Source organism: Phenylobacterium sp. (assembly GCF_016793285.1).
Taxonomy (GTDB): domain Bacteria; phylum Pseudomonadota; class Alphaproteobacteria; order Caulobacterales; family Caulobacteraceae; genus Phenylobacterium.
This window is the reverse complement of the sequence record NZ_JAEUMO010000087.1, coordinates 1-21,026: the sequence shown is the minus strand read 5'-3', so window position 1 is coordinate 21,026 and position 21,026 is coordinate 1. Positions and strand designations below refer to the sequence as shown.

General features: G+C 71.8%; 25 protein-coding genes. 12 read left to right on the top strand and 13 right to left on the bottom strand.

The window, feature by feature from the left end; genetic code table 11:
* Positions 1-11: 11 nt before the first annotated feature.
* Together JNL41_RS09165 and JNL41_RS09160 are read left to right on the top strand one after the other, a co-directional pair.
* Positions 12-1,439, top strand: a complete 1,428-nt coding sequence (locus JNL41_RS09165; RefSeq protein WP_293474223.1) for a class I adenylate-forming enzyme family protein — start codon at positions 12-14, stop codon at positions 1,437-1,439.
* A gap of 4 nt (positions 1,440-1,443) precedes the next feature.
* On the top strand, positions 1,444-2,868 hold the full coding sequence (locus JNL41_RS09160) for a class I adenylate-forming enzyme family protein (RefSeq protein ID WP_293474222.1): 1,425 nt from the start codon (positions 1,444-1,446) through the stop codon (positions 2,866-2,868).
* Here JNL41_RS09160 and JNL41_RS09155 read toward each other — a convergent pair.
* The 3 genes from JNL41_RS09155 to JNL41_RS09145 form a co-directional block, all read right to left on the bottom strand.
* On the bottom strand, positions 2,865-3,200 hold the full coding sequence (locus JNL41_RS09155; RefSeq protein WP_293474221.1) for a DUF2794 domain-containing protein: 336 nt from the start codon (positions 3,198-3,200) through the stop codon (positions 2,865-2,867). The genes JNL41_RS09160 and JNL41_RS09155 overlap by 4 nt on opposite strands.
* Positions 3,201-3,484: 284 nt before the next feature.
* On the bottom strand, positions 3,485-4,180 hold the full coding sequence (locus JNL41_RS09150; RefSeq protein WP_293474220.1) for a DUF1223 domain-containing protein: 696 nt from the start codon (positions 4,178-4,180) through the stop codon (positions 3,485-3,487).
* Positions 4,181-4,218: 38 nt separating this feature from the next.
* Positions 4,219-4,923: a DUF1223 domain-containing protein gene (locus JNL41_RS09145; protein WP_293474219.1), complete on the bottom strand. Its 705-nt coding sequence runs from the start codon at positions 4,921-4,923 to the stop codon at positions 4,219-4,221.
* Between the two features lie 84 nt (positions 4,924-5,007).
* Here JNL41_RS09145 and JNL41_RS09140 point away from each other — a divergent pair, with 84 nt between their 5' ends.
* Positions 5,008-5,553: a hypothetical protein gene (locus tag JNL41_RS09140; protein ID WP_293474218.1), complete on the top strand. Its 546-nt coding sequence runs from the start codon at positions 5,008-5,010 to the stop codon at positions 5,551-5,553.
* 102 nt (positions 5,554-5,655) lie between these two features.
* On the opposite strand, the gene acnA is transcribed toward JNL41_RS09140, so the two are convergent.
* Positions 5,656-8,355: an aconitate hydratase AcnA gene (gene acnA, locus JNL41_RS09135; RefSeq protein ID WP_293474217.1), complete on the bottom strand. Its 2,700-nt coding sequence runs from the start codon at positions 8,353-8,355 to the stop codon at positions 5,656-5,658.
* Between the two features lie 197 nt (positions 8,356-8,552).
* Between acnA and ccmA the strand changes: the two genes are divergently transcribed.
* The 8 genes from ccmA (at position 8,553) to JNL41_RS09095 (ending at position 12,778) form a co-directional block, all read left to right on the top strand.
* Positions 8,553-9,155, top strand: a complete 603-nt coding sequence (gene ccmA, locus JNL41_RS09130; protein WP_293474216.1) for a heme ABC exporter ATP-binding protein CcmA — start codon at positions 8,553-8,555, stop codon at positions 9,153-9,155.
* Positions 9,152-9,817 carry a heme exporter protein CcmB gene (gene ccmB / locus JNL41_RS09125; RefSeq protein WP_293474214.1) on the top strand — a complete coding sequence of 222 codons (666 nt, stop codon included), beginning with the start codon at positions 9,152-9,154 and terminating at the stop codon, positions 9,815-9,817. Before ccmA ends, ccmB begins: the two co-directional genes overlap by 4 nt.
* Before the next feature lie 117 nt (positions 9,818-9,934).
* On the top strand, positions 9,935-10,687 hold the full coding sequence (locus JNL41_RS09120) for a Spy/CpxP family protein refolding chaperone (protein ID WP_293474212.1): 753 nt from the start codon (positions 9,935-9,937) through the stop codon (positions 10,685-10,687).
* 40 nt (positions 10,688-10,727) lie between these two features.
* Positions 10,728-11,456 (top strand): heme ABC transporter permease CcmC, encoded by a 729-nt coding sequence (ccmC, locus tag JNL41_RS09115; RefSeq protein WP_293474210.1) that lies wholly within the window; start codon positions 10,728-10,730, stop codon positions 11,454-11,456.
* A gap of 12 nt (positions 11,457-11,468) precedes the next feature.
* A complete protein-coding gene (gene ccmD / locus JNL41_RS09110) occupies positions 11,469-11,606 on the top strand; it encodes a heme exporter protein CcmD (RefSeq protein WP_293474208.1) in 138 nt (45 codons plus the stop codon).
* Between the two features lie 22 nt (positions 11,607-11,628).
* Positions 11,629-12,147 (top strand): DsbE family thiol:disulfide interchange protein, encoded by a 519-nt coding sequence (locus JNL41_RS09105; RefSeq protein WP_293474207.1) that lies wholly within the window; start codon positions 11,629-11,631, stop codon positions 12,145-12,147.
* A gap of 60 nt (positions 12,148-12,207) precedes the next feature.
* Positions 12,208-12,474, top strand: a complete 267-nt coding sequence (locus tag JNL41_RS09100) for a hypothetical protein (protein WP_293474206.1) — start codon at positions 12,208-12,210, stop codon at positions 12,472-12,474.
* A 115-nt stretch (positions 12,475-12,589) separates the two neighbouring features.
* On the top strand, positions 12,590-12,778 hold the full coding sequence (locus JNL41_RS09095; protein ID WP_293474204.1) for a hypothetical protein: 189 nt from the start codon (positions 12,590-12,592) through the stop codon (positions 12,776-12,778).
* A 3-nt stretch (positions 12,779-12,781) separates the two neighbouring features.
* On the opposite strand, the gene JNL41_RS09090 is transcribed toward JNL41_RS09095, so the two are convergent.
* Both JNL41_RS09090 and ftsY read right to left on the bottom strand, forming a co-directional pair.
* Positions 12,782-13,366, bottom strand: a complete 585-nt coding sequence (locus JNL41_RS09090) for an inner membrane-spanning protein YciB (protein ID WP_293474202.1) — start codon at positions 13,364-13,366, stop codon at positions 12,782-12,784.
* Positions 13,363-14,307, bottom strand: a complete 945-nt coding sequence (ftsY, locus tag JNL41_RS09085; protein ID WP_293474200.1) for a signal recognition particle-docking protein FtsY — start codon at positions 14,305-14,307, stop codon at positions 13,363-13,365. The genes JNL41_RS09090 and ftsY overlap by 4 nt, the downstream gene beginning before the upstream one ends.
* A 60-nt stretch (positions 14,308-14,367) precedes the next feature.
* Between ftsY and JNL41_RS09080 the strand changes: the two genes are divergently transcribed.
* Entirely contained in the window at positions 14,368-15,006 is a 639-nt protein-coding gene (locus tag JNL41_RS09080) for a trimeric intracellular cation channel family protein (RefSeq protein WP_293474198.1), read from the top strand.
* A 43-nt stretch (positions 15,007-15,049) separates the two neighbouring features.
* Here JNL41_RS09080 and JNL41_RS09075 read toward each other — a convergent pair whose 3' ends face one another.
* The 7 genes from JNL41_RS09075 to JNL41_RS09045 all read right to left on the bottom strand — a co-directional run bounded on the left by JNL41_RS09075 (position 15,050) and on the right by JNL41_RS09045 (position 20,954).
* Positions 15,050-15,484: a GFA family protein gene (locus JNL41_RS09075; RefSeq protein WP_293474196.1), complete on the bottom strand. Its 435-nt coding sequence runs from the start codon at positions 15,482-15,484 to the stop codon at positions 15,050-15,052.
* 10 nt (positions 15,485-15,494) lie between these two features.
* Entirely contained in the window at positions 15,495-15,932 is a 438-nt protein-coding gene (locus JNL41_RS09070; RefSeq protein ID WP_293474194.1) for a GFA family protein, read from the bottom strand.
* Positions 15,929-17,245, bottom strand: coding sequence for a tRNA (N(6)-L-threonylcarbamoyladenosine(37)-C(2))-methylthiotransferase MtaB (gene mtaB / locus JNL41_RS09065; protein ID WP_365698032.1), 1,317 nt, complete (start codon positions 17,243-17,245; stop codon positions 15,929-15,931). The genes JNL41_RS09070 and mtaB overlap by 4 nt, the downstream gene beginning before the upstream one ends.
* A gap of 1 nt (position 17,246) precedes the next feature.
* Positions 17,247-18,146, bottom strand: coding sequence for a signal peptidase I (gene lepB, locus JNL41_RS09060; protein WP_293474192.1), 900 nt, complete (start codon positions 18,144-18,146; stop codon positions 17,247-17,249).
* Complete coding sequence (gene dapF / locus JNL41_RS09055) at positions 18,143-18,964, bottom strand: diaminopimelate epimerase (RefSeq protein ID WP_293474190.1); 822 nt, start codon at positions 18,962-18,964, stop codon at positions 18,143-18,145. The genes lepB and dapF overlap by 4 nt, the downstream gene beginning before the upstream one ends.
* Positions 18,965-19,023: 59 nt before the next feature.
* On the bottom strand, positions 19,024-20,331 hold the full coding sequence (locus tag JNL41_RS09050; protein WP_293474188.1) for a sulfatase: 1,308 nt from the start codon (positions 20,329-20,331) through the stop codon (positions 19,024-19,026).
* A gap of 107 nt (positions 20,332-20,438) precedes the next feature.
* A complete protein-coding gene (locus JNL41_RS09045; RefSeq protein ID WP_293474186.1) occupies positions 20,439-20,954 on the bottom strand; it encodes a PadR family transcriptional regulator in 516 nt (171 codons plus the stop codon).
* Between the last annotated feature and the right edge of the window lie 72 nt (positions 20,955-21,026).

Sequence of the window (21,026 nt, the reverse complement as noted above, 5' to 3'; positions counted from 1 at the left end):
CTTGGCGGCCGATGTTCGACAGCTATATCGCCTACCACGCCAGGACACGGCCGCGCGCTCTCGCCCTGGTGACACCCCGCCACCGCGCGACCTACGCGGACCTGGACGCCGACATCAACCGCTTTGCGGCCGGCCTGCAGGCGCTGGGGATCGGGCCCGAACGCGGCATCGTCGCGGTCGATGCGACCAGCACCCATCACCATCACCTGCTGATCCTGGCGCTCGCCCGCCTGGGCGTCGCCTCGACGCCGAAGGAGGACCTGGCCGCCGACCTCGTCCTCTCCCAGCGCGCGCCGTCCGACGAACGCCGGCCAGTCGTGCATCTCGACGCCGCCTGGACCGCGCGGACCGAAGGCGCGCCGCCGACGCCGGTGCTCACCGTCCGGCGCGACCCTGACTCCATCGCCCGCGTCATGCTCTCGTCGGGCACGACCAGCACGCCCAAGCGCATCCCGCTCACCTGGCGGCGCGTCGCCGCCAACGGTTTGAACGGCCTGTCGGTCTACGGCGCCGACCGGCTGGGGCCGTGGATCGTCCGCACCGGCATCGACTCCGGCATCGGCTACATGATGGCGAGCCTGGCCTGGACGGCAGGCGCGGGCGTGGCCGCCGACTTCGCCGCCGCCGACATCGCGGGCCTGATGGAGCGCAACCAGCCCGGCGTCGTCGGCCTGACGCCCATCCAGCTCCGCGACCTCCTGGGCAACCTGCCGCGCGGCTTCGAGCTGAAACCGGGGTGGCGGATCGCCGTCGGCGGCGGCGTCCTGCCGGCCTCGGTCGCCCGCGAGGCGCGGATGCGGCTGAGCCCCGACGTGGTCATCGTCTACGGCTCCACCGAGTCCGGCCGCGCCACCGCGGGCCCCGCCACCAGGCTCGACCGCGACCCGGGCTTCGCCGGCTGGGCGCTCCCGGGCGTCGAGATCGAAATCGTCGGGCCCGAGGGCGAGATCCTGCCCGATGGCGAGGCCGGGGAACTGCGCATCCGCAGCGACCGTCTGGCCGAGGGCTACCTGGGCGACGACGAGGCCGGCGCGCAGGCCTTCCGCGACGGCTGGTATTATACCGGCGACCTCGCGCGGCGGCTGCCCGACGGCGCCTATGTCATCGACGGCCGCATCGACGAGCGGATGAACATCGGCGGCGTGAAGGTGATGCCGAACCTGCTGGAGGACGCAGCGCTCGCCTGCCCCGACGTGCAGGACGCCGCGGCGTTTGCGCTCCCCGACGCGCGCGGCCAGGACGAGCTCTGGATCGCCGTCGTCGCGGGGCAGGAGATCACCCGCGAGACGCTGATGACCTACCTGGCTCAGTGCCCCCAGCGCCTGCCGGCGGTGCGCATCGCCTGGAGCGAGGAGATCCCGCGCAACGCCATGGGCAAGATCGAGCGCGGGGTCCTGCGCGACCAGGTCGCCGCCGCGCTGCAACCCGGCGGGGCCTGAGGCGGTGTCGACCGCCTACCTGAGCTACCACGCCCGCGTCCGGCCGCGGGCTCTGGCCCTGATCATTCCGGGGCGGCGGGTCACCTACGCCGAGCTCGACGCCGACGTGAACCGCTACGCCCGCGGCCTGCGCGACCTCGGCGTCGGCCCCGCCAGCGGTTGCGTGGCGGTCGAGGCCTCCAACCGCTATCGCCAGCGCGTGATCACCCTGGCGCTGGACCGCCTCGGCGCCACGGTGACGCCCTGGACCGACCGCCGCGCGGATCTGCGCGTCAGCCCCCGCCCGCGCGAAGGCGCCGCCAACCGGGTCCTGATCTCCGGCCGCTGGACGGCGGCCGTGGAGGCGGCCGCGCCCGATCCGGTGGCCCCGGCGCCGCGGGATCCCGACGCCATCGGGCGTGTCCAGCTCACCTCCGGCAGCACCGGCCAGCCGCGCCGCGTGGGCCGGAGCTGGCGCGTGCTGGAGGGCCGCGCGGCCGAGGCCGTGGCGCTGTTCGGGCTGGACCGGCCCGGGCCCTGGATCGTCCGCACCGGGCTCGAGAGCGGCCTGGGCCAGGCGCTCGCCGCCGGCGCCTGGAGCATCGGCGCGCCGGTCGCGTCGGACCTCGGGTCGCGCGAGATCGCCGAGCTCATGGAAACCGAGGCCGACGGGATCCTGGGGCTGACCCCGCTGCACCTGCGCGAGCTGCTCGCAGCCTTGCCGCGGGACTACCCCGGCGCGCCCGGTTACCGGGTGCTGGCCACGGGCGGGCTGCTCGCCCCGGCCACCGCCCGCCAGGCCCGCCTGCGCCTCTCCGCCGACCTGCACATCGTCTACGGAGCCTCCGAGAGCGGTCGCGTCGCCCTGGGCCCGGCGAGCCGTCTGGAGACCGATCCCGGCTTCGTCGGCTGGCCCGCGCCCGGGGTGACCGTGGATGTCGTCGACGAGGCGGGCGCGCCCGTATCGCCGGGCGCGGTGGGCGAGGTGCGCGTCTCGGGGCCCGCGAGCGCCGCGCGCTACCTCGACGAGGATCCCGCGGCGGCCGGGCGCTTTCGCGACGCGGCGGTCTACACCGGCGACCTGGGCCGCTTTCTGCCGGACGGCGCCCTGGTGCTGGAGGGCCGCGCCGACGACCAGCTCAACATCGGCGGCGTCAAGGTCTGGCCCGCGCCGATCGAGGCTGCCGCCCTGGAGCACCCCGCCGTGCGCGATGCCGCCTGCTTCGCCGTCCCCGGCGCGAAGGGCGCCGACGAGGTCTGGCTGGCGCTCGTCGCGGACGAGGAGATCGGCCGCGACGACATGGCCGAGCACCTGCGCGGGCGGGGGGTGAAGCTGCCGGTGATGCGCTTCGCCTGGAGCCAGACCCTGCCCCGCGGCGAGACCGGCAAGGTCGACCGCGCGGCGCTCCGCGAGCGGACGATGGCGGCGCTGAAGCGCGGCGGCGCCTAATCCACCACCGAGAAGCGGCCCTTGTCGAAGAAGCGAAGCACCTGATCCAGGTCGTGGCCGCGGCGCAGGATGTGGCCGCCGTGGCCCAAGATCGCCCAGGCGCCCTGTCGCTTGGCGAGGGCCGGACGCTTCTCGATGCGGTAGAGCGGCGCCTCGGCGGTGCGGCGAAACACCGAGAAGACCGCGCTGTCGTGCAGCGCGTCCATGCCGTAGTCGCGCCATTCGCCGGCGGCGACCATGCGTCCGTAGAGGCGGAGAAGGCGCTCCAGCTCGCGCCGTTCGAAGAAGATTCCGGCCCCTCGTGGGGCCGCGTGACTCGGATCGAGTGACATCGACGTCGAGCTTGGATGAAGTTTTTGAGTCCTTCCACCCCAAAACGCCACCATCCCTGGTGGTCCGGGCGCCGCGAAATGACCTTATTTCGGTCCAGCACCCGCCCGATAGCCTGCCGATATTGCTATCGTCGGTTGGCCCCGAAGACGGCCGGCCTCGGATCCTGAACAGCCCCCCCAGCCCCCCTGGACTGGCAGTCTGGCCAACCGACACTCTAGAAACCCGACGAGCCCGCCCGGTCACTCTCCAGCCGGGCGGGCTTTCGTCTTTCCGGACCGCCCCGTCAGGACCTGGGTTCGGCGACGCCGAGGACGCGGCCGCCGCGGGGCTGCTGCACGACGATCGCCGTCTTGAGCCCCTCTTCGGCCATCGGGGGGATCCGATAGGCCTGAGGCCGGCCGCGCCAGGCGCCCAGGCGCTCCATCTGCCGCACCACGTTCTTCTGAACGACGGTTTCGCCGCGGTTGTCGCCGGCGCGCACCTGCACCTCCGCCCGCGGGTCGTAGCGGATCAACCAGACATCGGCGCCGCCCTTGCCCGCGCGCCCCGAGCCGACGTCGACCCGGCGCGCGCCCACGAAGCGGATGTCGGGCGGATTCTTCGGCGCGGCCGCGGCGGCGCGCACCAGGCGGTCCACTTCGGCGGTCTTCAGGCCCTGGGCCTGTTCGCGGCCCTCGATGACGATCTGCGGCGTGTAGGGCTCGCGCAGCTTCAGCCGCGTCACATAGGCCTTCTGCCGCTCGGTGAACTCGGGCCGGGCGAAAGTGTCGGTCCAGCCGAGGTAGTCCCAGTAGTCCACCGAGAACGTGAGCGCGAGCACGCCCGGCCGGTCGGCGAGCTTGGCGAAGTAGGGATTGGCGTCCGCGCACGAGGCGCAGCCCTGCGCCGTGAACAGCTCCACCAGGACGGGAGGCTTGGCCGCCGCCGCGCCGACCGGCCAGGCGAGCAGGATCAGGCTGAAAAGCGCGGCCTTCGGCATCGCTTTCGACTTAAGGAAGGTTCCGCGGGCTGGCAATCTCAAGAAGGCGTGAGCGGCAGCCGCGCGGCGGCCAGGATCGGCCCCGCGCCCTTGGCCTGGACGATGACCACCTCGTTGAGCCCCGGCTCAGACCTCGGCCGTCCGAAGCTCGCCGCGCCGCCCGACCAGTCGCCCAGGCGCTTCAGGCTGCGCACGACGTTGCGCTGCGGCAGGGTCTTGCCCGTATTCTCGCCCGCCTTCACGGGCGTCTGCAGGGTGCGCGGATCGTAGCGCACCAGCCAGACCTCGGCGCCGCGCCGGGGCGCCACGCCGGCGCCGACAACGATCCTGTCGCCGGAGGCGCTGACCGTGGTCGTCGCAGCGGTGCGGCCGCGGGCGATGAGCTGATCGACAGCCCTCGCCGTGTTGCCCACCCCGCCCACGCGGCCGCCGGCGACCACCTCTGGCGTATAGGGCGCGCCCTGGCCCAGCGCCTTCGCATACGCCACCTGGCGGTCGGTGAACTCAGGCCGCGAGAACGTGTCCTTCCAGCCCAGGTGGTTCCAGTAGGTGACGTTGAAGCTGAGCGCGATCACATCGGGCCGGTCCGCGGCCTTGGCCACCGCCAGATCCGCCGGCGGGCACGACGAGCAGCCCTGGCTGGTGAACAGCTCCAGCACGACGGGCTGGCTGGGCGCGGGCGCGACGCCCAGCAGCGGCAGGGCGGCCCCGAGCAGCGAAAGGGCGAGGAGAGCTTGGCGCATGCTCCATTGTACGTGGTGAAGCGCCGCAAGGCGCGCACGCGACCGGATGGCGAAATCGAGCGCCGCCGTGGCTAAGGTGGGGGGATGTTCTTCCAGGTCCCGCCGACGCCGACGCCGACGCAACCGCCCGAGGTCGTCCGCACCGAGTCGGCCTACCTGCGGGTGGCGCGCAAGGATGTGCCGATCCTGATCAGCCGCGAGAAGGCGGCGCCGAAGGATCCGGGCGAAAAGGCCCTGATCCGCTACCAGCTCTTCGTGCGAACCGACATCGAGGCGCGACAGGACCCCGCCCGGCCCGACGGGCCGCCGCCGCCCGTCCACTGCCAGTGGGTCGTCACGAGCTATCTGGAGCGCGAGCCCTGTTTCGAGAGCATCACGGGCAAGCTGGCCTGCGCCGAGAGCTACACCGTTCGCCTCGACGACACCGAGCGCGGACACGAGGTCCTGCCCCTCACCGAGGAAGCCACCGCCTGCGCGCTGACCCGCCCCGGCATCGCCGCCGCCCAGGCCGGCCTCGGCGCCATCGTCGAAGCCACCGCCGACCAGCGCTTCGCCGACGACCTCGAACGCCGCCTGCGGCCGACCTATACCCGCATGGGCCTCAAGGCCGCGATGCGCCCGCTGAGATAGCCGCCCGCCGCAGGCGCCATCATTCGATGAGCCGGGGTTTCAAATGAAGGAGCCCCCGCTTGCGCGAGGGCTCCCAACATCATCGTCCGTCGGAACTGAGGACTACTCCGCCGCCGCCGGCGCGCGGGCGAGGCTGCGGAGGACGTAGTTCAGGACGCCGCCCTGCTTGAAGTACTCGAGCTCGGTCGGCGTATCGATCCGGCAACGGACCGGGAAGCGGGCGATGCGGCCGTCGCTCGGACGGTACATCTCCACGATCAGTTGCTTGCGGGGGGCGAGCTCGGTCAGGCCGCGGATCGTGACGATCTCCTCGCCGGTCAGGCCGAGCTTGTGCCAGCCTTCCTGGAGGAACTGCAGCGGCAGCACGCCCATGCCCACCAGGTTCGACCGGTGGATCCGCTCGAAGCTCTCGGCCACCACGGCGCGGACGCCCAGCAGCTTCGTGCCCTTGGCCGCCCAGTCGCGCGACGAACCGGTGCCGTATTCCTTGCCCGCGAACACCACCAGCGGACGGCCTTCCCCCTGGTAGCGCATGGCCGCGTCGTAGATCGACATCTCGTCGCCGGACGGGAAGTGCTTGGTCACCCCGCCTTCGATGTCGGGCGTGATGCGGTTGCGGATGCGGATGTTGGCGAAGGTGCCGCGCATCATGACTTCGTGGTTGCCCCGCCGCGCGCCGTAGCCGTTGAAGTCGCTGGGCGGAACCTGGCGCTCGATCAGGTACTGGCCGGCGGGCGAGGTGGTCTTGATCGAGCCGGCCGGCGAGATGTGGTCGGTGGTGATCGAGTCGCCGAACACGCCCAGCACGCGGGCCTCGACGATGTCGGTGACCGGGGCCGGCTCCATCGTCATGCCCTCGAAGTAGGGCGGGTTCTTCACGTAGGTGGAGCCGGGGGTCCAGTCGTAGGTCTGGCCGCCCTTCACCTTGATGCCCTGCCAGTTCTTGTCGCCCTTGAAGACGTCGGCATAGCGGGTGGCGAACATCTTGTTCGTCACGTGCTTGCGCTGGAGCGCGGTGATCTCGGCGGTCGTCGGCCAGATGTCGCGCAAGTACACGGGCTTGCCGTCCTTGCCCTCGCCCAGCGGCTCGTTGACGATGTCGATCTGCATCGAACCGGCCAGCGCGTAGGCCACCACCAGCGGCGGGCTGGCCAGGTAGTTGGCGCGCACGTCGGGATTCACGCGGCCCTCGAAGTTCCGGTTGCCCGAGAGCACCGAGACCGCCACGAGGTCGTTCTTCTGGATCGATTCCGACACCGGCTCAGGCAGCGGACCCGAGTTGCCGATGCAGGTGGTGCAGCCGTAGCCGACCAGGTTGAAGCCCAGCGAATCCAGCGATTTCGTGAGGCCGGCGGCCTTGAGGTAGTCGGTGACCACCTGGCTGCCGGGCGCCAGCGAGGTCTTCACCCAGGGCTTCACCTGCAGGCCCTTCTCGACGGCTTTCTTGGCCACCAGGCCGGCGGCGATCAGCACGCCCGGGTTCGAGGTGTTGGTGCAGGAGGTGATCGAGGCGATCACCACGTCGCCGTTGCCCAGGTCGAAGTTCTCGCCCTCGACCTTGTAGCGCTCGCCCATGGTGTCGGCCTTGCCGAAGTCGTTGGCCAGCGCGGCCTTGAACTCCGACGCCGCGTCGGTCAGCACGACGCGGTCCTGGGGACGCTTGGGGCCCGCCATCGAGGGGACGACCGTGCCCAGGTCCAGTTCCAGCGTGTCGGTGAACACGGCCTCCGGATCGGTCGGCTCGCGCCACATGCCCTGCGCCTTGGCGTAGGCCTCCACCAGCGCCACGCGCTGCGGGTCGCGGCCGGTGGCGGCCAGGAAGTCGATGGTGGCGCGCGTCACCGGGAAGAAGCCGCAGGTGGCGCCGTACTCCGGGGCCATGTTGGCGATGGTCGCCTGGTCTTCAAGGGTGAGGTTCGCCAGCGCCGAGCCGTAGAACTCCACGAACTTCCCGACGACGCCGCGCTTGCGCAGCATCTGGGTGACCGTGAGCACGAGGTCCGTGGCCGTGGCGCCCTCGGGCAGCGCGCCGTCCAGCCGGAAGCCGATGACCTCGGGGATCAGCATCGGGATCGGCTGGCCCAGCATGGCCGCCTCGGCCTCGATGCCGCCGACGCCCCAGCCCAGAACGGCGAGGCCGTTGATCATGGTGGTGTGGCTGTCGGTGCCGACGACGGTGTCGGGATAGGCGACTTCCGGGCCCTCGTCCGCGTTCGTCCACACGGTCTGGGCCAGGTACTCCAGGTTCACCTGGTGACAGATGCCGGTGCCGGGCGGCACGACGCGGAAGTTGTTGAAGGCCGACGAGCCCCAGCGCAGGAAGTTGTAGCGCTCGATGTTGCGCTCGTACTCGCGCTCCACGTTCTGGCCGAACGCCTTGGCGGTGCCGAAGTAGTCGATCATCACCGAGTGGTCGATCACGAGGTCGACCGGGTTCAACGGGTTGATCTTGTCGGGGTTGCCGCCGAGCGCCGTCATGGCGTCGCGCATGGCGGCGAGGTCGACGACCGCCGGCACGCCGGTGAAGTCCTGCATCAGGACGCGGGCAGGGCGGAAGCTGATCTCGTGCTCGACGGCGCCCTTGTTGTCGGCCCAGGCGGCGATCGCCTTCAGGTCGGCCTCGGTGACGGTGTCGCCGTCCTCGTTGCGCAGCAGGTTCTCGAGCAGCACCTTCATCGAGATGGGCAGGCGCGAAATGCCGGAAAGCCCCGCTTCCTCGGCCGCCGGAAGGCTGTAGTAAGCGTAGGTCTTGTCACCGACCGTCAGTTGACGGCGGGTCTTCAGGGTGTCCACGGACGCCATAGGGGAGATCCTTTCTCTGTTCCGGCCAACCAGGACCATCCGGGGGATCGCGCGCTATCGAAGAGGCGGACTCACAGGGTCCGTCTCCGCGCGGCGTTGGCTCCCCCCAGGGGCGGCGGCCCCGCCGTTCATAAACCCGCCCTCCAAAGTCGTCCATGCGCCGCAGGACGCGGGTCGGGAAAAGCTGGGGTGACGGCGTGATCACGCAACTGGTTCTCGAAGACACCGCAATCCGTCGGGGTGGCCGGCTTCTGTTCGAGGGGGTGTCGCTGGAGCTGCGGGCCGGGCAAGCGTGCGCGCTGACGGGGCCGAACGGGTCGGGGAAGACGAGCCTGCTGCGCGCGGTGGCCGGGTTCGTGAGGCTGGAGGCGGGCGCGATCCGGTTCGGCGCGGTGGAAGCCGAGGAGGCGCGCGGCGGCGGACTGCACATCGTGGGCCATGCCGACGGGCTGAAACCCGCGCGCACGGCCGCCGAGGAACTGGCGTTCTGGACCGGCTGGTGCGGCGGGACCGAGGCCTCCGCCCGCGCGGCGGCGGAAACGCTGGAGCTGCAGACCCTGCTGCCGCTGGAGGTGCGCCGCCTCTCCGCCGGCCAGCGGCGTCGCCTCGCCATGGCCCGCCTGCTGGCGGCGCCCCGCGCCCTGTGGCTGCTGGACGAGCCGCTCAGCCCCCTCGATGCCCGCTGGCGCGAAGCCTTCGGCGGCCTGATGCGCCGCCACCTCGACGGCGGCGGCCTGATCCTGGCGGCCGTACACGACCCTCTGCCGATCCCGACGGTCGGCCTGGACCTGCCGGCATGAGTCGGCTCCTCGCGCTGCTCGGCCGCGAGACCGCCCTGGCCTGGGGCCGCGGCGGCGGCCCGCTGGTGGCCGTGGGCTTCTATGCCGGGGTCACGACCTTCCTGCCGCTCGCCATCGGATCGGAGCCCGCGCGCTTGGCGGCGATCGCGCCCGGCGCGGCCTGGGTGGCCCTGGCGCTGGCCTCGCTCCTCTCGCTCGAGCGCCTGTTCGAGCGCGACTACGAGGACGGGGCGCTGGACCAGCTCTTCCTGTCGCCGGTCCCCCTGGAGCTCACCTGCCTGGTCAAGTGCCTGGGCCAGTGGCTGGCCAACGGCGCGCCGCTGGCGCTCGCCGCCCCGGTCGCGGCGATCTCGCTGGGCGCGAAGCCCGAGCTGGGCCCCCTGGCCTTCGCCTGTGCGCTGCTGGGCGGGCTGGCCTTCGCCTTCGTGGGCGGCATCGGCGCGGCGCTCAGCCTGGGCGCGCGGCGCGGGGGGCTCCTGACCGCGGTGATCGTCCTGCCGCTGTTCGTGCCGCCGGTGATCTTCGGCGGCGGCGCCCTCGACGCCTTCGCCGGCGGGCTGCCGTGGACGGGCGGCTTCGCGCTGCTCGGCGCCTACGCGCTGGGCGCGATCGCGGTAGGGCCCATCGCCATGGCCGCCGCCTGCCGGAACGCCCTGTCCTAGCCTTCGGCTTCCCGGCTTCGGGGCGTCCCGAGCATGACCAAAGCTTAACTGGCCTCCCGCGTCCCGCGCCGCATGCTGGCCGGCGGAGGGAACTCGCCTCTTGCAGGAGACGCCGACATGACCCGCACGAAGACCTGGCTCCTGGCCGGAGCCGCGCTCGCCCTTTGCGCTGGGGCCGCGGTCGCCGCCATCGACCCCGAGGACGCGGCCCGCCAGGCCGAAGCCGACGCGCGCGCCGCCGCTGCAGACGCCCACGGTGCGATCCGCGACAGCCGCGATGCCGCCCGAGAGGCGCGCGACCGGGCCCGCGAGGCGCGCGAGGACGCCCAGGACCGCGCCCGCGATGCCGCCGACCGCGCTCGGGAAGCGGGCGAACGCGCTCGCGAAGCCGCAGAGCGCGCCCGCGACGCCGCCCGTGAAGCGACCCTCGCCGTCCGCCGCGACGGGGACTTCGTGTCCGTCTCGCGCGGCATGGATCGGGAGGACTACCTGGCCGACGTGCTGCGGCTGAGGCCCGACCAGAAGCCGGCGCTGGCCGCCTTCCTGGACGCCACGAAGACGACCGGCCGCCACGACGCCATGGTGCGCTTCGACCACGACCGCGACGCCGCAAGGTCCACGCTCCAGCGGCTCGACGACATGCAGTCGCGCATGGCCGCCCAGCAGGCCGACGCCAACCGCAGGATCGCCGCGATCAGGGCCTTCTACGGCCAGCTCGACGCCGGGCAGAAGAAGGCCTTCGACGGCATGCCGATGCTGATGATGGTCGGCCCCTCGGTCGGGCCGATGCTCATCCCGGCGCGGATCCCGATCGCTCACGTCCCTCCGGCGCCGCCGCTTCCCCCGGTCCCGCCGATGCCCCGGCTGTAGGCCGCTTGCGACGCGGACGCGCCGGCCCTATGCGAAGGACATGAGCTGGGCGCCCGCCTTCCTGTCGAATCCCGAGCGCTTCATGGCGTTCTCGCGTTGGGCGGCTCCGCTGCTCGGAGCCGTCGCGCTGGGCCTGGCGATCTGGGGGCTCAGCCTCGGCTTCAACGTCCCGGACGACTACCAGCAGGGCCAGACGGTCCGGATCATGTTCATCCACGTCCCCGCGGCGTGGCTCTGCATGTTCATCTACGTCTGCCTGGCGGCGGCGAGCTTCCTGTCGCTGATCTTCCGCCATGTGCTGGCCGACGCCGCCGCCCAGGCTGCGGCCCCGCTGGGCGCGGCCTTCACCTTCCTGGCGCTGGTCACCGGCTCGCTCTGGGGCCGCCCGATGTGGGGCGCCTACTGGGTCTGGGATGCGCGGCTGACATCGGTGCTGGTGCTGTTCCTGCTCTACCTCGCCTACATGGCGCTCCGGGCCTCGCTCGACGACGAGGCGAAGGCGGCCCGCGCGGCGGCCATCCTGGCGCTCGTGGGCGCGATCAACCTGCCCATCGTCCACTTCAGCGTCGACTGGTGGAATACGCTGCACCAGGGCGCCTCGGTCTTCCGCGCCGAGGGACCCACGCTGGCGCCGGTGTTCCTCGAGCCGCTGCTGATCATGGCGCTGGCCTACATGGCGACGTTCGGCGCGCTCTGGCTGGTGCGTATCCGCGGCGAGGTGTGGCGCCGTCGCGCGGAGGCCGCGGCGCTCAGGGCCGCCCGAGCCTGAGAAGAGGGCCTGATGTTCGACTTCAGATACGCAGAGTTCATCGTCCCGGCCTTCGTCGTCACCGCCCTGGTCTTCGCCGCCATGGTCTGGAGCGCGCTCGCCCACGCCGCGCGCTGGAAGAAGCGCTTCGAGGAGTTGGACAGGACGTGACCCTCCACCGGAGCGAAGCAGGATGAACCGCTGGCTCGCGGTCCTGCCGCTTGTCGCCCTCGCGGCGCTGGGCGGGCTCTTCTACTTCTTCGCGCTGAAGCGCGACCCGCAGGTGCAGCCCAAGGCCCTCGTCGGGCGGCAGGTTCCGGACCTGACGTTGCCGACGCTCGCCGAAGGGCAGCCGGTGCGGATCCCCGCCGCCGCGGCCTCCGAGGGGCCGATCCTGGTCAACTTCTTCGCCTCGTGGTGCGCGCCCTGCGAGATCGAGCACCCGGTGCTGATGGGCCTGAAGGGCCGCGGCGTCCGCGTCGTCGGCGTCGCCTACAAGGACGCCCCCACCAACACGAGCGCCTTCCTCACCCGCCTCGGCGATCCGTTCGCGCAGATCCTCGTCGACCGCGACGGCCGCGCCGGCGTCGAGTTCGGCGTCACCGGCGTGCCCGAAACCTACCTGATCGGTCGCGACGGCAAGGTGCTGGACAAGCACACTGGCCCGCTGGACGAGGCCGCCGCCCAGAAACTGGCGAACCGCGCGCGTTAACCATGCGTTGAGAGCGACGCGCGAGTCTGGGGCGCGACCCGTTAACCATGTTGGCGACCTGTGACGACGATCCGCCCGAACCTCTCGCCGCCGCCCGGCGGCCACGGCCCCCAGGCCCAGCCCCAGGACCCGGCCAAGGCCGCCGCGGCGCGGGCCTTCTTCGACGCGGCGCTGCGCCAGGCCGGCGGCGCGGCTCAGGCGGCCGCCCCGATGGCGACGACGATCACACCGGGGCCCCAGCCGGCCGGCCGCGCGACCGGCTCCCAGTCCGTCGAGGCGCCCCAGAAGATCCTGCGGCCAGGGTCGCTGCTCGACATCCGCGTCTGAACCCGAAGATAGGGTTCCACGGCTAAGCCTCACAATTAACTACAATTTATCAAGGAACGTCGGTCCACGCCGGGGGTTCTCCAGGGCAAGTATTTTGTATCTGCCAGGGTCAGCCATGGGACGGGACGAACGCATCTACGAGGAGGCCGCCGCGCTCTGGCGCCAACTCTATGGCGAACCGCCGCCGGCGGGCGACGCCGCAGCCATCCTCGACGGGATCCTGGGCGATCTGCCCCGGGAGGCCTACAGCCGGCTGGCCACCGACCATCTGCGGCCGTCGAACATCGCCTTCCCGAAGGGCTGAGCCCTATTCGGTCGGGGGCGGCGGCATATCCTCGGCCTTCACGTACTTCATCAGCAGCGGAACCTGCGTCAGCGTGAAGATCAGGGTCAGGATCATCAGGCCCGGGAAGCGGAACAGCACCCAGGTCGCGTCGGACTGCGTGCGCCAGACCACCTCGTTCAGCGCCGCCAGCGCGAAGAACATCAGGCCGTAGCGCACCGTCAGCGTCCGCCAGACCTCGTTGGGCATTTCGAAGGCGTCGGCCAGCACCAGCTTCAGCGGGTTCTTGCCCATGAGCAGGCCGCCGAACAGGGCCGCGCCGAAGAGGCCGTTCATGACCGTCGGCTTGATCTTCAGCACCCGCGGGTCGTGGAAGATCAGCGAGAGGCCGCCGAAGAGGAGCGCCGCGCCGCCGGCGATCGCCGGGAACGGCGCGATCCGCCGCTCCACCGCCAGGCCCACCACCAGCGCCATCGCCGAGCCGGCCACCAGGGCCCACGTCGCCTTCTGCAGGTCGCGGCCGGTCGCGAAAAAGGCCACGAGGAAGACCGCCAGGGCCGAATAGTCGACGAACCAGCGCACCCAGTGCCGCTTGGAGGCGTCGCTCATCGCACCGGCTCCGAAAGGCCCACCAGGCCGCGCGCGAACGCCCGCGCATCGAAGGGCTGCAGGTCGTCCACGCCCTCGCCGACTCCGATCAGCTTGATCGGCGAATCCGAGGCCTGGGCCACCGGCACCAGCACCCCGCCGCGCGCGGTGCCGTCCAGCTTGGTCATGACGATGCCCGAGACGCCGATCTGGTTGCCGAAGATGTTCTCCTGGGCCAAGGCGTTGCGGCCCACCGTTGCATCGAGCACCAGCAGCGTCTCGTGCGGCGCGTCGGGGTCGACCTTCTTCACCACCCGGATGATCTTCAGCAGCTCGTCCATCAGGCCCTGCTTGTTCTGCAGCCGGCCGGCGGTGTCGACGAGCACCACATCGTAGCCCTTGTCCCTCGCCGTCTGCACCGCGTCGAACGCCAGGCCCGCCGCATCCGATCCCGTCGGGCGGCCCATGAAGTCGGCCCCGGCCCGCTCGGCCCAGACCTTCAGTTGCTCGACCGCGGCCGCGCGGAAGGTGTCGCCCGCCACCACGAGCACCTTGGCGCCGCGGCGCACGAGGTCGGTGGCGATCTTGCCCAGCGTGGTGGTCTTGCCCGAGCCGTTCACGCCGATGAAGAGCACCACGTAGGGCCTGGGGCCGGAGAGGGGGTCGAACACGCCTTCCCGGCTCGAGAGTTCCTCGCCGATCGCCTTGCCCAGCGCGTCGCGGATCTCGGCCTCGTCGACGTCCTTGCCGAACTTCTCGGAGGCGAAGCGCTCGGTGATGCGCGCGGCCGACTGCGGACCGAGGTCGGCCTCGATCAGCATCTCCTCCAGCTCGTCGAGCTTGGCCTGGGTGAGCGGCTCCTTGGCGACGAACACCTGGGCGATCTGATCGCCCATCTGCTTCGACGACTTGGTCAGCCCCTCGGTAAGTCGCGCGAACCAGCCGCGTTTGGGTTCAGACATGGGCGCGCCTTCTAGCCTCAGGCTTGCTCCGCGTCACGCGCCACCGCATCAAGGGCCGCGATGGACCCGCTCGCCACGACCCTGATGGTGCTGGACTACGCCGCCGTCGCCGTGTTCGGGGCGACGGGCGCGCTGGCGGCCGCGCGGCGCAAGCACGACATCATCACCTTCGGCTTCTTCGCCGCCGTCACCGGCGTCGGGGGCGGCACGCTGCGCGACCTCCTGATCGGGGCGCCGGTGTTCTGGGTGCCCAAGCCGCAATACGTCGCGGTCTGCGTCGCGGCCGCCGCCGCGGTGTGGGTGTTCGGCTGGGGACGCCGCGGGGAGCGGATGCTGAACTGGCTCGATGCGCTGGGCATGGCCGCCTACTGCGTCGTGGGCGCGCTGAAGGCGTTGTCGCTGGGCGTGCCGCCGCTTTCGGCCATCGTCATGGGCGTGCTGACGGCCGCCTTCGGCGGCATCATCCGCGACGTGCTCGCCGAGGAGCCTTCGATCCTGCTGAAGCGCGAACTCTACATCACCCCGGCCCTGCTGGGCGCGGGCGCCTTCGTGGGCCTTGACGCGATGGGCGTGGCCGCGACCCTCGCGGGTGTCTTGGGCTTCCTCACCGCCTTCGCGGTGCGCGCCGGCGCGATGCTGTTCGGCTGGCGGATGCCCGGCTTCCCGGGACGAGCCCCGCCGGGACCCCCTCCGTCTTGAACATCCCTGAGCGTCAGGCTTGCCCGGCCCTCCCGCCCCGAAGCTAGGAAGAGGTGTCCTGGTTCGACTTCACCGCCGCGAAGGTCTCGGACGGGCCCTGGCCGGTCTTCGGGTTCGTCCAGTGCGGCAGGCCGCCCAGGCGGTCGACATACGAGAGCTTCGCGGGCCAGACGAGCTGGCGGGCGGGCGGCGCGAGTTCGGGATCATCGAGGGCGCCGATGGACACGCCGACGCTCTCGCCCATCTCGAAGCTGAGCGGCGTGCCGCAGGCCCCGCAGAAGCCGCGCTTCACCGCCTCCGAGCTCGCAAAGTACCGCGGCGGCCCGCGGGTCCAGGTGAAGTCGAAGACGTCGACATAGGGGCCGAAGAGCCCGCCCGTCGCCTTCTGGCACATGCGGCAATGGCAGATGCTGGAGCGGCCCAGCCGCCCCGCTTCGAACCGCACCGCGCCGCACTGGCAGCCGCCGGTGAACGCCATGTCGCCTCCGTCAGGTGTCGTGGTCGGGGTGCTGCCGGCTGACGATGCTGGCGAGGTGCGCGGCAGCCTGCGGCTCGGTCGGCTCGTGGACCGGCAGGCGCGGAAGGTCGTCGACCCACGGGACCTTGGCCGCACTGCCGAGTTGTTCGGAGACGCGCACGCGCGCCGGATCGTCCAGCGCCCCGATCGTCACCGACATGAGGCCGCCTGCGTGCTCCCAGGTCAGAGGCGTGCCGCACGCCTCGCAGAACCCGCGCCAGACCTTGTTGGAACTCTGGAAGCGCCTGCGCTCGCCCCGCGTCCAGACGAGGCCGTCCAGCGCCACATAGGGACCGAAGAGGCCGCCTGTGGCCTTCTGGCACATGCGGCAGTGGCAGATGCTGGCCTCGCCCAGGCCGTCGGCGCGGAAGCGGACGGCGCCGCATTGGCAGCCGCCGGTGATGCTCATGCGACCGCCGTGGCCAGCGTCTCGGCCAGCACGCGCTTGCCGTCGTGGCCGGTCACCCGCAGCGAGATGACCTCGCCCACCGGCGCCTCGCCCGTGAAGGCGATCTCAGTAAAGTCCTCCGCGCGCGCCACACCGGGGCGTTCGACCAGGCCCGAGAGCACGCGGCCCTGCTGCCGGCCCAGGTGCCGCGCCAGCGCCGCCTCGCCGAACGCACGCAGCTCGGCCGCCCGGGCCTTCACGACGTCGCGCTTCACGGGCGGGATCCGTGCGGCGGGCGTGCCGGGCCGCGGGCTGAAGGGGAAGACGTGCAGGAAGGCCAGGTCGGCCTCGTCCACCAGCCGCAGCGTGTTGGCGAACATCTCGTCCGTCTCGGTCGGGAAGCCGGCGATGAGGTCGGCGCCGAACGCCACGTCGGGCCGCACGGCGCGGACCTCGCGCACCAGCCTGAGCGCGTCGGCCCGCAGGTGCCGCCGCTTCATCCGCTTCAGGATCATGTCGTCGCCGGCCTGGAGGCTGAGGTGCAGATACGGCATCAGCCGTGATTCCTCGGCCAGGCAGCGCATCAGGTCGGGGTCGATTTCGGCCGCATCGATCGACGACAGGCGCAGCCGCGGCAGGCCGGGGACCAGCTTCAGGATCCGCGCCACGAGCTGGCCCAGCGTCGGCCGGCCCGGCAGGTCGGCGCCCCAGCTCGTCACGTCGACCCCGGTCAGCACCACCTCGCGGTAGCCCTGTGCGGCGAGCTTGCGCACCTGCTCGACCACCTCGCCCGCCGGCGCCGAGCGCGAGTTCCCGCGGCCGTAGGGGATGATGCAGAAGGTGCAGCGATGGTCGCAGCCGTTCTGGACCTCGACATAGGCCCGCGCCCGGTCCTTCAGCCCGTCGATCAGGTGGCCGGCCGTCTCGCGCACGCTCATGATGTCGTTGACGCGGACCTTCATCGGTTCAGGCTGCGGCTTGTAGGCGCCGGCCGCGCTCTTCTCGGCGTTGCCCAGGACCAGGTCGACCTCGGGCATGGCGCCGAAGGCGGCGGGGTCGATCTGCGCCGCGCAGCCGGTGACGATCAGCTTCGCGGCCGGGCGTTCGCGCCGCGCCTTCCGGATCGCCTGCCGCGCCTGGCGCACGGCTTCGTTGGTCACCGCGCAGGTGTTGAAGACGACCGCGTCGGTCAGTCCGTCCTCGGCGGCGCGCTTCCTGATGACCTCGCTCTCGTAGGCGTTCAGGCGGCAGCCGAACGTGACGATGCGCACGTCGGCGTCGGCGGCATCGTCCACGACGTCCGCGGCGCCCGGCTCGAGGCCCGGCTGGCCCAGGTCAGGGTCGTTGGCCGACACGGCTCTCGTCCTTGCTCGACAGCACCTTCAGGCCCACCGCGCAGATGTCGCGCGCGGCGACGAGGCCGTTCGTGCGGGAATCGGCGGCGTTGTCGCGGTTGTCGCCCAGGACGTACCACGCGCCGGCCGGGACCGTGACCTCGTGCAGGGTGTCGAGGGCGCCCTCCGGGCCGAAATCCAGGGTGCGGTAGCGCGCGCCGTTCGCCAGCGTCTCCTCGACGATCTCGACCGGCAGCGGCGTCTCCATGACCCGCGTCGCGCCCGCCGACGTCCGCTCGACCGGCTTGCCGTCGATGAAGAGCTGGCCCGAGGCCATCATCACCCGCTGGCCGGGGCCCGCCACGACGCGCATCAGGGCCTGGCTGGCCGGGCCGGTGCGGTAGAGCACCACGTCGCCGGGTTTGGGCTGCGCCGCGCAGGCGTTGCGCGCGCCTTCGACCGCCAGCACATCGCCAGGCTCCAGCGTGGGCTGCATGGCGCGCGCCGTGATCGCGTAGGCCGGGTTCGGCCAGTAGGCGTTGAACGCGAGATTCACCGCGAACGCCACCGCCCACGGCGCCATGTAGAGCAGGCCATGCGGCAGTTGCGACCCCGTCCGCGACGGCGCGCGGCGCGCCAGCAGCGCAGCGTGCAGGCCCAGGACCGCAAGGACGGCGAGGCTGGCCCAGATCGCCGGCCCCATGCCGGCCGCGTAGAGCCCGGGCGGATACTCCAGCGTCGCCACCATCACCAGGATCGGCACCGTGACGATGATCAGCAGGGTGATCGCCACGGCCATCCAGGCGCCGACGTAGGCGTAGCCCGCAGGCGGGAACAGCACGTTCAGGATCATCGCCGCCCACCAGTGGCGCGGGCGCGCGTCCGTCGTGGGCGCCGTCACGGCAGTTCGCCGGCGAAGTCGACGGCCGCGGGCCCGGTCATGATCACGTGGCCGTCGTCGCGCCACTCGATGAAGAGTTCGCCGCCGTCGAGCTCGATCGTCGCGTGGCGGCCGGTCAGGCCGCGCCGCGCCGCCGCGACCAGCGCCGCGCAGGCGCCGGTGCCGCACGCCTTCGTCAGCCCCGCGCCGCGCTCCCAGACCCGCAGGCGGATCCGGTCGGACGCCCCGATCTGGGCGAAGCCGACATTGACGTGCTCCGGGAACAGGGGGTGCTTTTCGACCACGGGACCCGCCTCGGCGACCGGCGCCTGGGCCACGTCCGGCACGAAGAACACGACGTGCGGGTTGCCCATCGAGACGCAACCCGGCGGGGCCATCAGATCGGCGTGCGGGTAGAGCGCCACGGGCAGGGTCGCGGTGTCGTGTTCGGTGGCGAGCGGAATCTCGCGCCAGTCGAGCCGCGGCTCGCCCATGTCGACGCTGACCAGCCGCTCGCCGGCGCGGGTGGCGACGAGCCGGCCGGCCGCCGTCTCCATCACCGCCTCGTCCTTGCCGGACGACTGCATGAGCAGCCAGCCGACGCAGCGCGTCCCGTTTCCGCAGGCGCCCACCGCCTCGCCGTCTGCGTTCCAGAAGCGAACGCGCGCGTCGGCGCCCTCGGCCCTGTCGATGGCGATGAGCTGGTCACAGCCGACGCCCGTCTCGCGGTCGGCGATCGCGCGCACTTCGTCGGCCGTCGGTTCGAACGGGGCGCTGCGGGTCTCGACGACGACGAAGTCGTTGCCGAGCCCGTTCATCTTCAGGAACGGACGGCTCATGGCGGCGGGCTATATAGGCGAAAGCTCGCGCCGTCGCACCATCGTGCGGCGCCGCCGGGTCAGCCCGGCGGCTTGTAACGCCTGCCCAGCGGCTCGAACGTCGCCTTCGCGCGGTCGAAGCGGCCCTTCATCTCCGCCATGACGGCCGGATGCAGGGAGGCCAGGTTGTAGACCTCCGCGGGGTCCGCGCGGACGTCGAACAGCAGCGGCTGGTAGCGGGCCGACAGCGGCAGGTCGATCGTGCGGTAGTAGCTGCGGTCGACGTACTTCCAGCGGTCGGTGCGGATGGCCGCCACCTGCTCGTTGTTGAACAGCACCAGCTCGTCGTGCGGACTCGCCGCGTCGCGGGTCAGGAGCGCCGTGAGGTCGCGGCCGTCCAGTTCGACGGCGGGGGCGGGACGGCCGCAGAGCGAAAGCACGGTCGGCAGCACGTCGGTGTTCATGGCGATGCCGCGGCGCAGCTTGCCGGCCGGCAGGCGGCCGGGCGCCCAGGCGATGAAGGGCGCGCGGTAGCCGCCGTCCCACGACGCGCCGCCCTTGCGGTCGCGCATCGGTCCGGCCGACCCCTCGAACCACGGCCCGTTGTCCGAGGTGAAGATGACGATGGTGTCGCGGTCGAGCGACAGGCGCTTCAGGTGCTCGCGCAGCCGGCCCACCTCGACGTCGATCTCCTCCACCACGTCGCCGTAGGCGGCGGCGCGCGAGCGGCCGGCGAACGCGGGGTTCGGGAACAGCTCCAGGTGCGGCGCCGTCAGGGTCAGCATCAGCAGGAACGGGCGGTCGCGGTTGTCCTCGATGAAGCGCCGGCCGCGCTTGAAGAACCGCTGCGTGAGCCGCGGGAAATCCACGTCCTCGCGCGTGAGGTCGCCGCCGGCGCGGCTCTCGTAAAGCGCGAGCGGCTTCATGTCGTGGCTGTACGGCAGGCCGAAGAAGAGGTCGAAGCCCTGCACCGTCGGCGGCCAGTAGGGCGCGACGTGCCCCAGGTGCCACTTGCCGACCAGGGCGGTGGCGTAGTCGGGCTTCAGCGCCTCGGCGAGCGTCACTTCCGACAGCGGCAGGCCGTTGGTGTCGGGCGCCTGGATGACCTGGTTCGCAAGGCCGGTGCGGATCGGATAGCGGCCGGTGAGCAGCCCGGCCCGTGACGGCGTGCAGACGTTGGCCGAAGCGTAGAAGTCGGTGAGCCGCACGCCCTCGCGCGCCAGGCGGTCGAGGTTCGGTGTGGCGATCAGCTTCGAGCCGTAGCTGCCGAGGTCGCCCCAGCCCAGGTCGTCGGCCAGGATCACCACTACGTTGGGTGGTCGCCGCGCGGGCGCCGCCGCCGTCGCGCCCAGCCCCGCCAGAGCCGTCAGAACCTCGCGCCGCCGCATGCTTTCCCCCCGCCCGACTCGGACGCAGGAAAGCATGGATCGGGCAGGAAGAGAGCCTCCGCTTCGCAGCGGAGGCCCAGTTTCGCAGCCGATCGGGGAGGATCTGATCAGGAGCGTTCGATCGCCGCGGCGGTGTCGTCGATCATGCTGACGATCCGGTCGAGCTCGTCTTCAGAGCAGCCGCGCGCCATGCGGTTCTTCAGCGCCATGCCGAGGTTCATCATTGCGCGTCCCACGCGCGGCCGGCCGGGGCCCGACGCGCGGCCGGCCTCGTCCATGCGGGCGAAGAGCGCCTCGACGGTGGACTTGTGCCGCTCCAGTTCGGCGCGGCCGGCCTCCGTGATCTCGAACTGCTTGCGACCGCCGTCGCCCGCCGTCTGGCGGATCATGGCCTCGTCCTCGAGCATGGCCAGCGTGGGATAGACCACGCCCGGCGAGGGCCGGTAGGCGCCGCCCGTGCGGTCTTCCAGTTCCTTGATCAGTTCGTAGCCGTGGCGCGACTGTTCGGCGAGCAGGGCCAGGACCACGTAGCGCAGGTCGCCGTGCTCGAAGAAGCGGCCGGACCGGCGGCCGCGGCGCTCGCCACGCTCATGACGGTCGTGCCGGCCGCCGGCGGAGCCCATGTGGCCGCCCCAGCCATGGCGGCTGCGGTGGAAACGGTGTTCGTGAAAGTGTCTGTGCATTTGATTTAGACC

Excerpts from the sequence above, each read along its gene's own strand:
- JNL41_RS09165 (WP_293474223.1), top strand. The coding sequence starts at position 12 with ATGTTCGACAGCTATATCGCCTACCACGCCAGGACACGGCCGCGCGCT.
- JNL41_RS09155 (WP_293474221.1), bottom strand. The coding sequence starts at position 3,200 with ATGTCACTCGATCCGAGTCACGCGGCCCCACGAGGGGCCGGAATCTTC.
- JNL41_RS09150 (WP_293474220.1), bottom strand. The coding sequence starts at position 4,180 with ATGCCGAAGGCCGCGCTTTTCAGCCTGATCCTGCTCGCCTGGCCGGTC.
- JNL41_RS09145 (WP_293474219.1), bottom strand. The coding sequence starts at position 4,923 with ATGCGCCAAGCTCTCCTCGCCCTTTCGCTGCTCGGGGCCGCCCTGCCG.
- JNL41_RS09140 (WP_293474218.1), top strand. The coding sequence starts at position 5,008 with ATGTTCTTCCAGGTCCCGCCGACGCCGACGCCGACGCAACCGCCCGAG.
- acnA (WP_293474217.1), bottom strand. The coding sequence starts at position 8,355 with ATGGCGTCCGTGGACACCCTGAAGACCCGCCGTCAACTGACGGTCGGT.
- ccmB (WP_293474214.1), top strand. The coding sequence starts at position 9,152 with ATGAGTCGGCTCCTCGCGCTGCTCGGCCGCGAGACCGCCCTGGCCTGG.
- JNL41_RS09120 (WP_293474212.1), top strand. The coding sequence starts at position 9,935 with ATGACCCGCACGAAGACCTGGCTCCTGGCCGGAGCCGCGCTCGCCCTT.
- ccmC (WP_293474210.1), top strand. The coding sequence starts at position 10,728 with ATGAGCTGGGCGCCCGCCTTCCTGTCGAATCCCGAGCGCTTCATGGCG.
- ccmD (WP_293474208.1), top strand. The coding sequence starts at position 11,469 with ATGTTCGACTTCAGATACGCAGAGTTCATCGTCCCGGCCTTCGTCGTC.
- JNL41_RS09105 (WP_293474207.1), top strand. The coding sequence starts at position 11,629 with ATGAACCGCTGGCTCGCGGTCCTGCCGCTTGTCGCCCTCGCGGCGCTG.
- JNL41_RS09095 (WP_293474204.1), top strand. The coding sequence starts at position 12,590 with ATGGGACGGGACGAACGCATCTACGAGGAGGCCGCCGCGCTCTGGCGC.
- JNL41_RS09090 (WP_293474202.1), bottom strand. The coding sequence starts at position 13,366 with ATGAGCGACGCCTCCAAGCGGCACTGGGTGCGCTGGTTCGTCGACTAT.
- ftsY (WP_293474200.1), bottom strand. The coding sequence starts at position 14,307 with ATGTCTGAACCCAAACGCGGCTGGTTCGCGCGACTTACCGAGGGGCTG.
- JNL41_RS09080 (WP_293474198.1), top strand. The coding sequence starts at position 14,368 with ATGGACCCGCTCGCCACGACCCTGATGGTGCTGGACTACGCCGCCGTC.
- JNL41_RS09075 (WP_293474196.1), bottom strand. The coding sequence starts at position 15,484 with ATGGCGTTCACCGGCGGCTGCCAGTGCGGCGCGGTGCGGTTCGAAGCG.
- JNL41_RS09070 (WP_293474194.1), bottom strand. The coding sequence starts at position 15,932 with ATGAGCATCACCGGCGGCTGCCAATGCGGCGCCGTCCGCTTCCGCGCC.
- dapF (WP_293474190.1), bottom strand. The coding sequence starts at position 18,964 with ATGAGCCGTCCGTTCCTGAAGATGAACGGGCTCGGCAACGACTTCGTC.
- JNL41_RS09050 (WP_293474188.1), bottom strand. The coding sequence starts at position 20,331 with ATGCGGCGGCGCGAGGTTCTGACGGCTCTGGCGGGGCTGGGCGCGACG.
- JNL41_RS09045 (WP_293474186.1), bottom strand. The coding sequence starts at position 20,954 with ATGGGCTCCGCCGGCGGCCGGCACGACCGTCATGAGCGTGGCGAGCGC.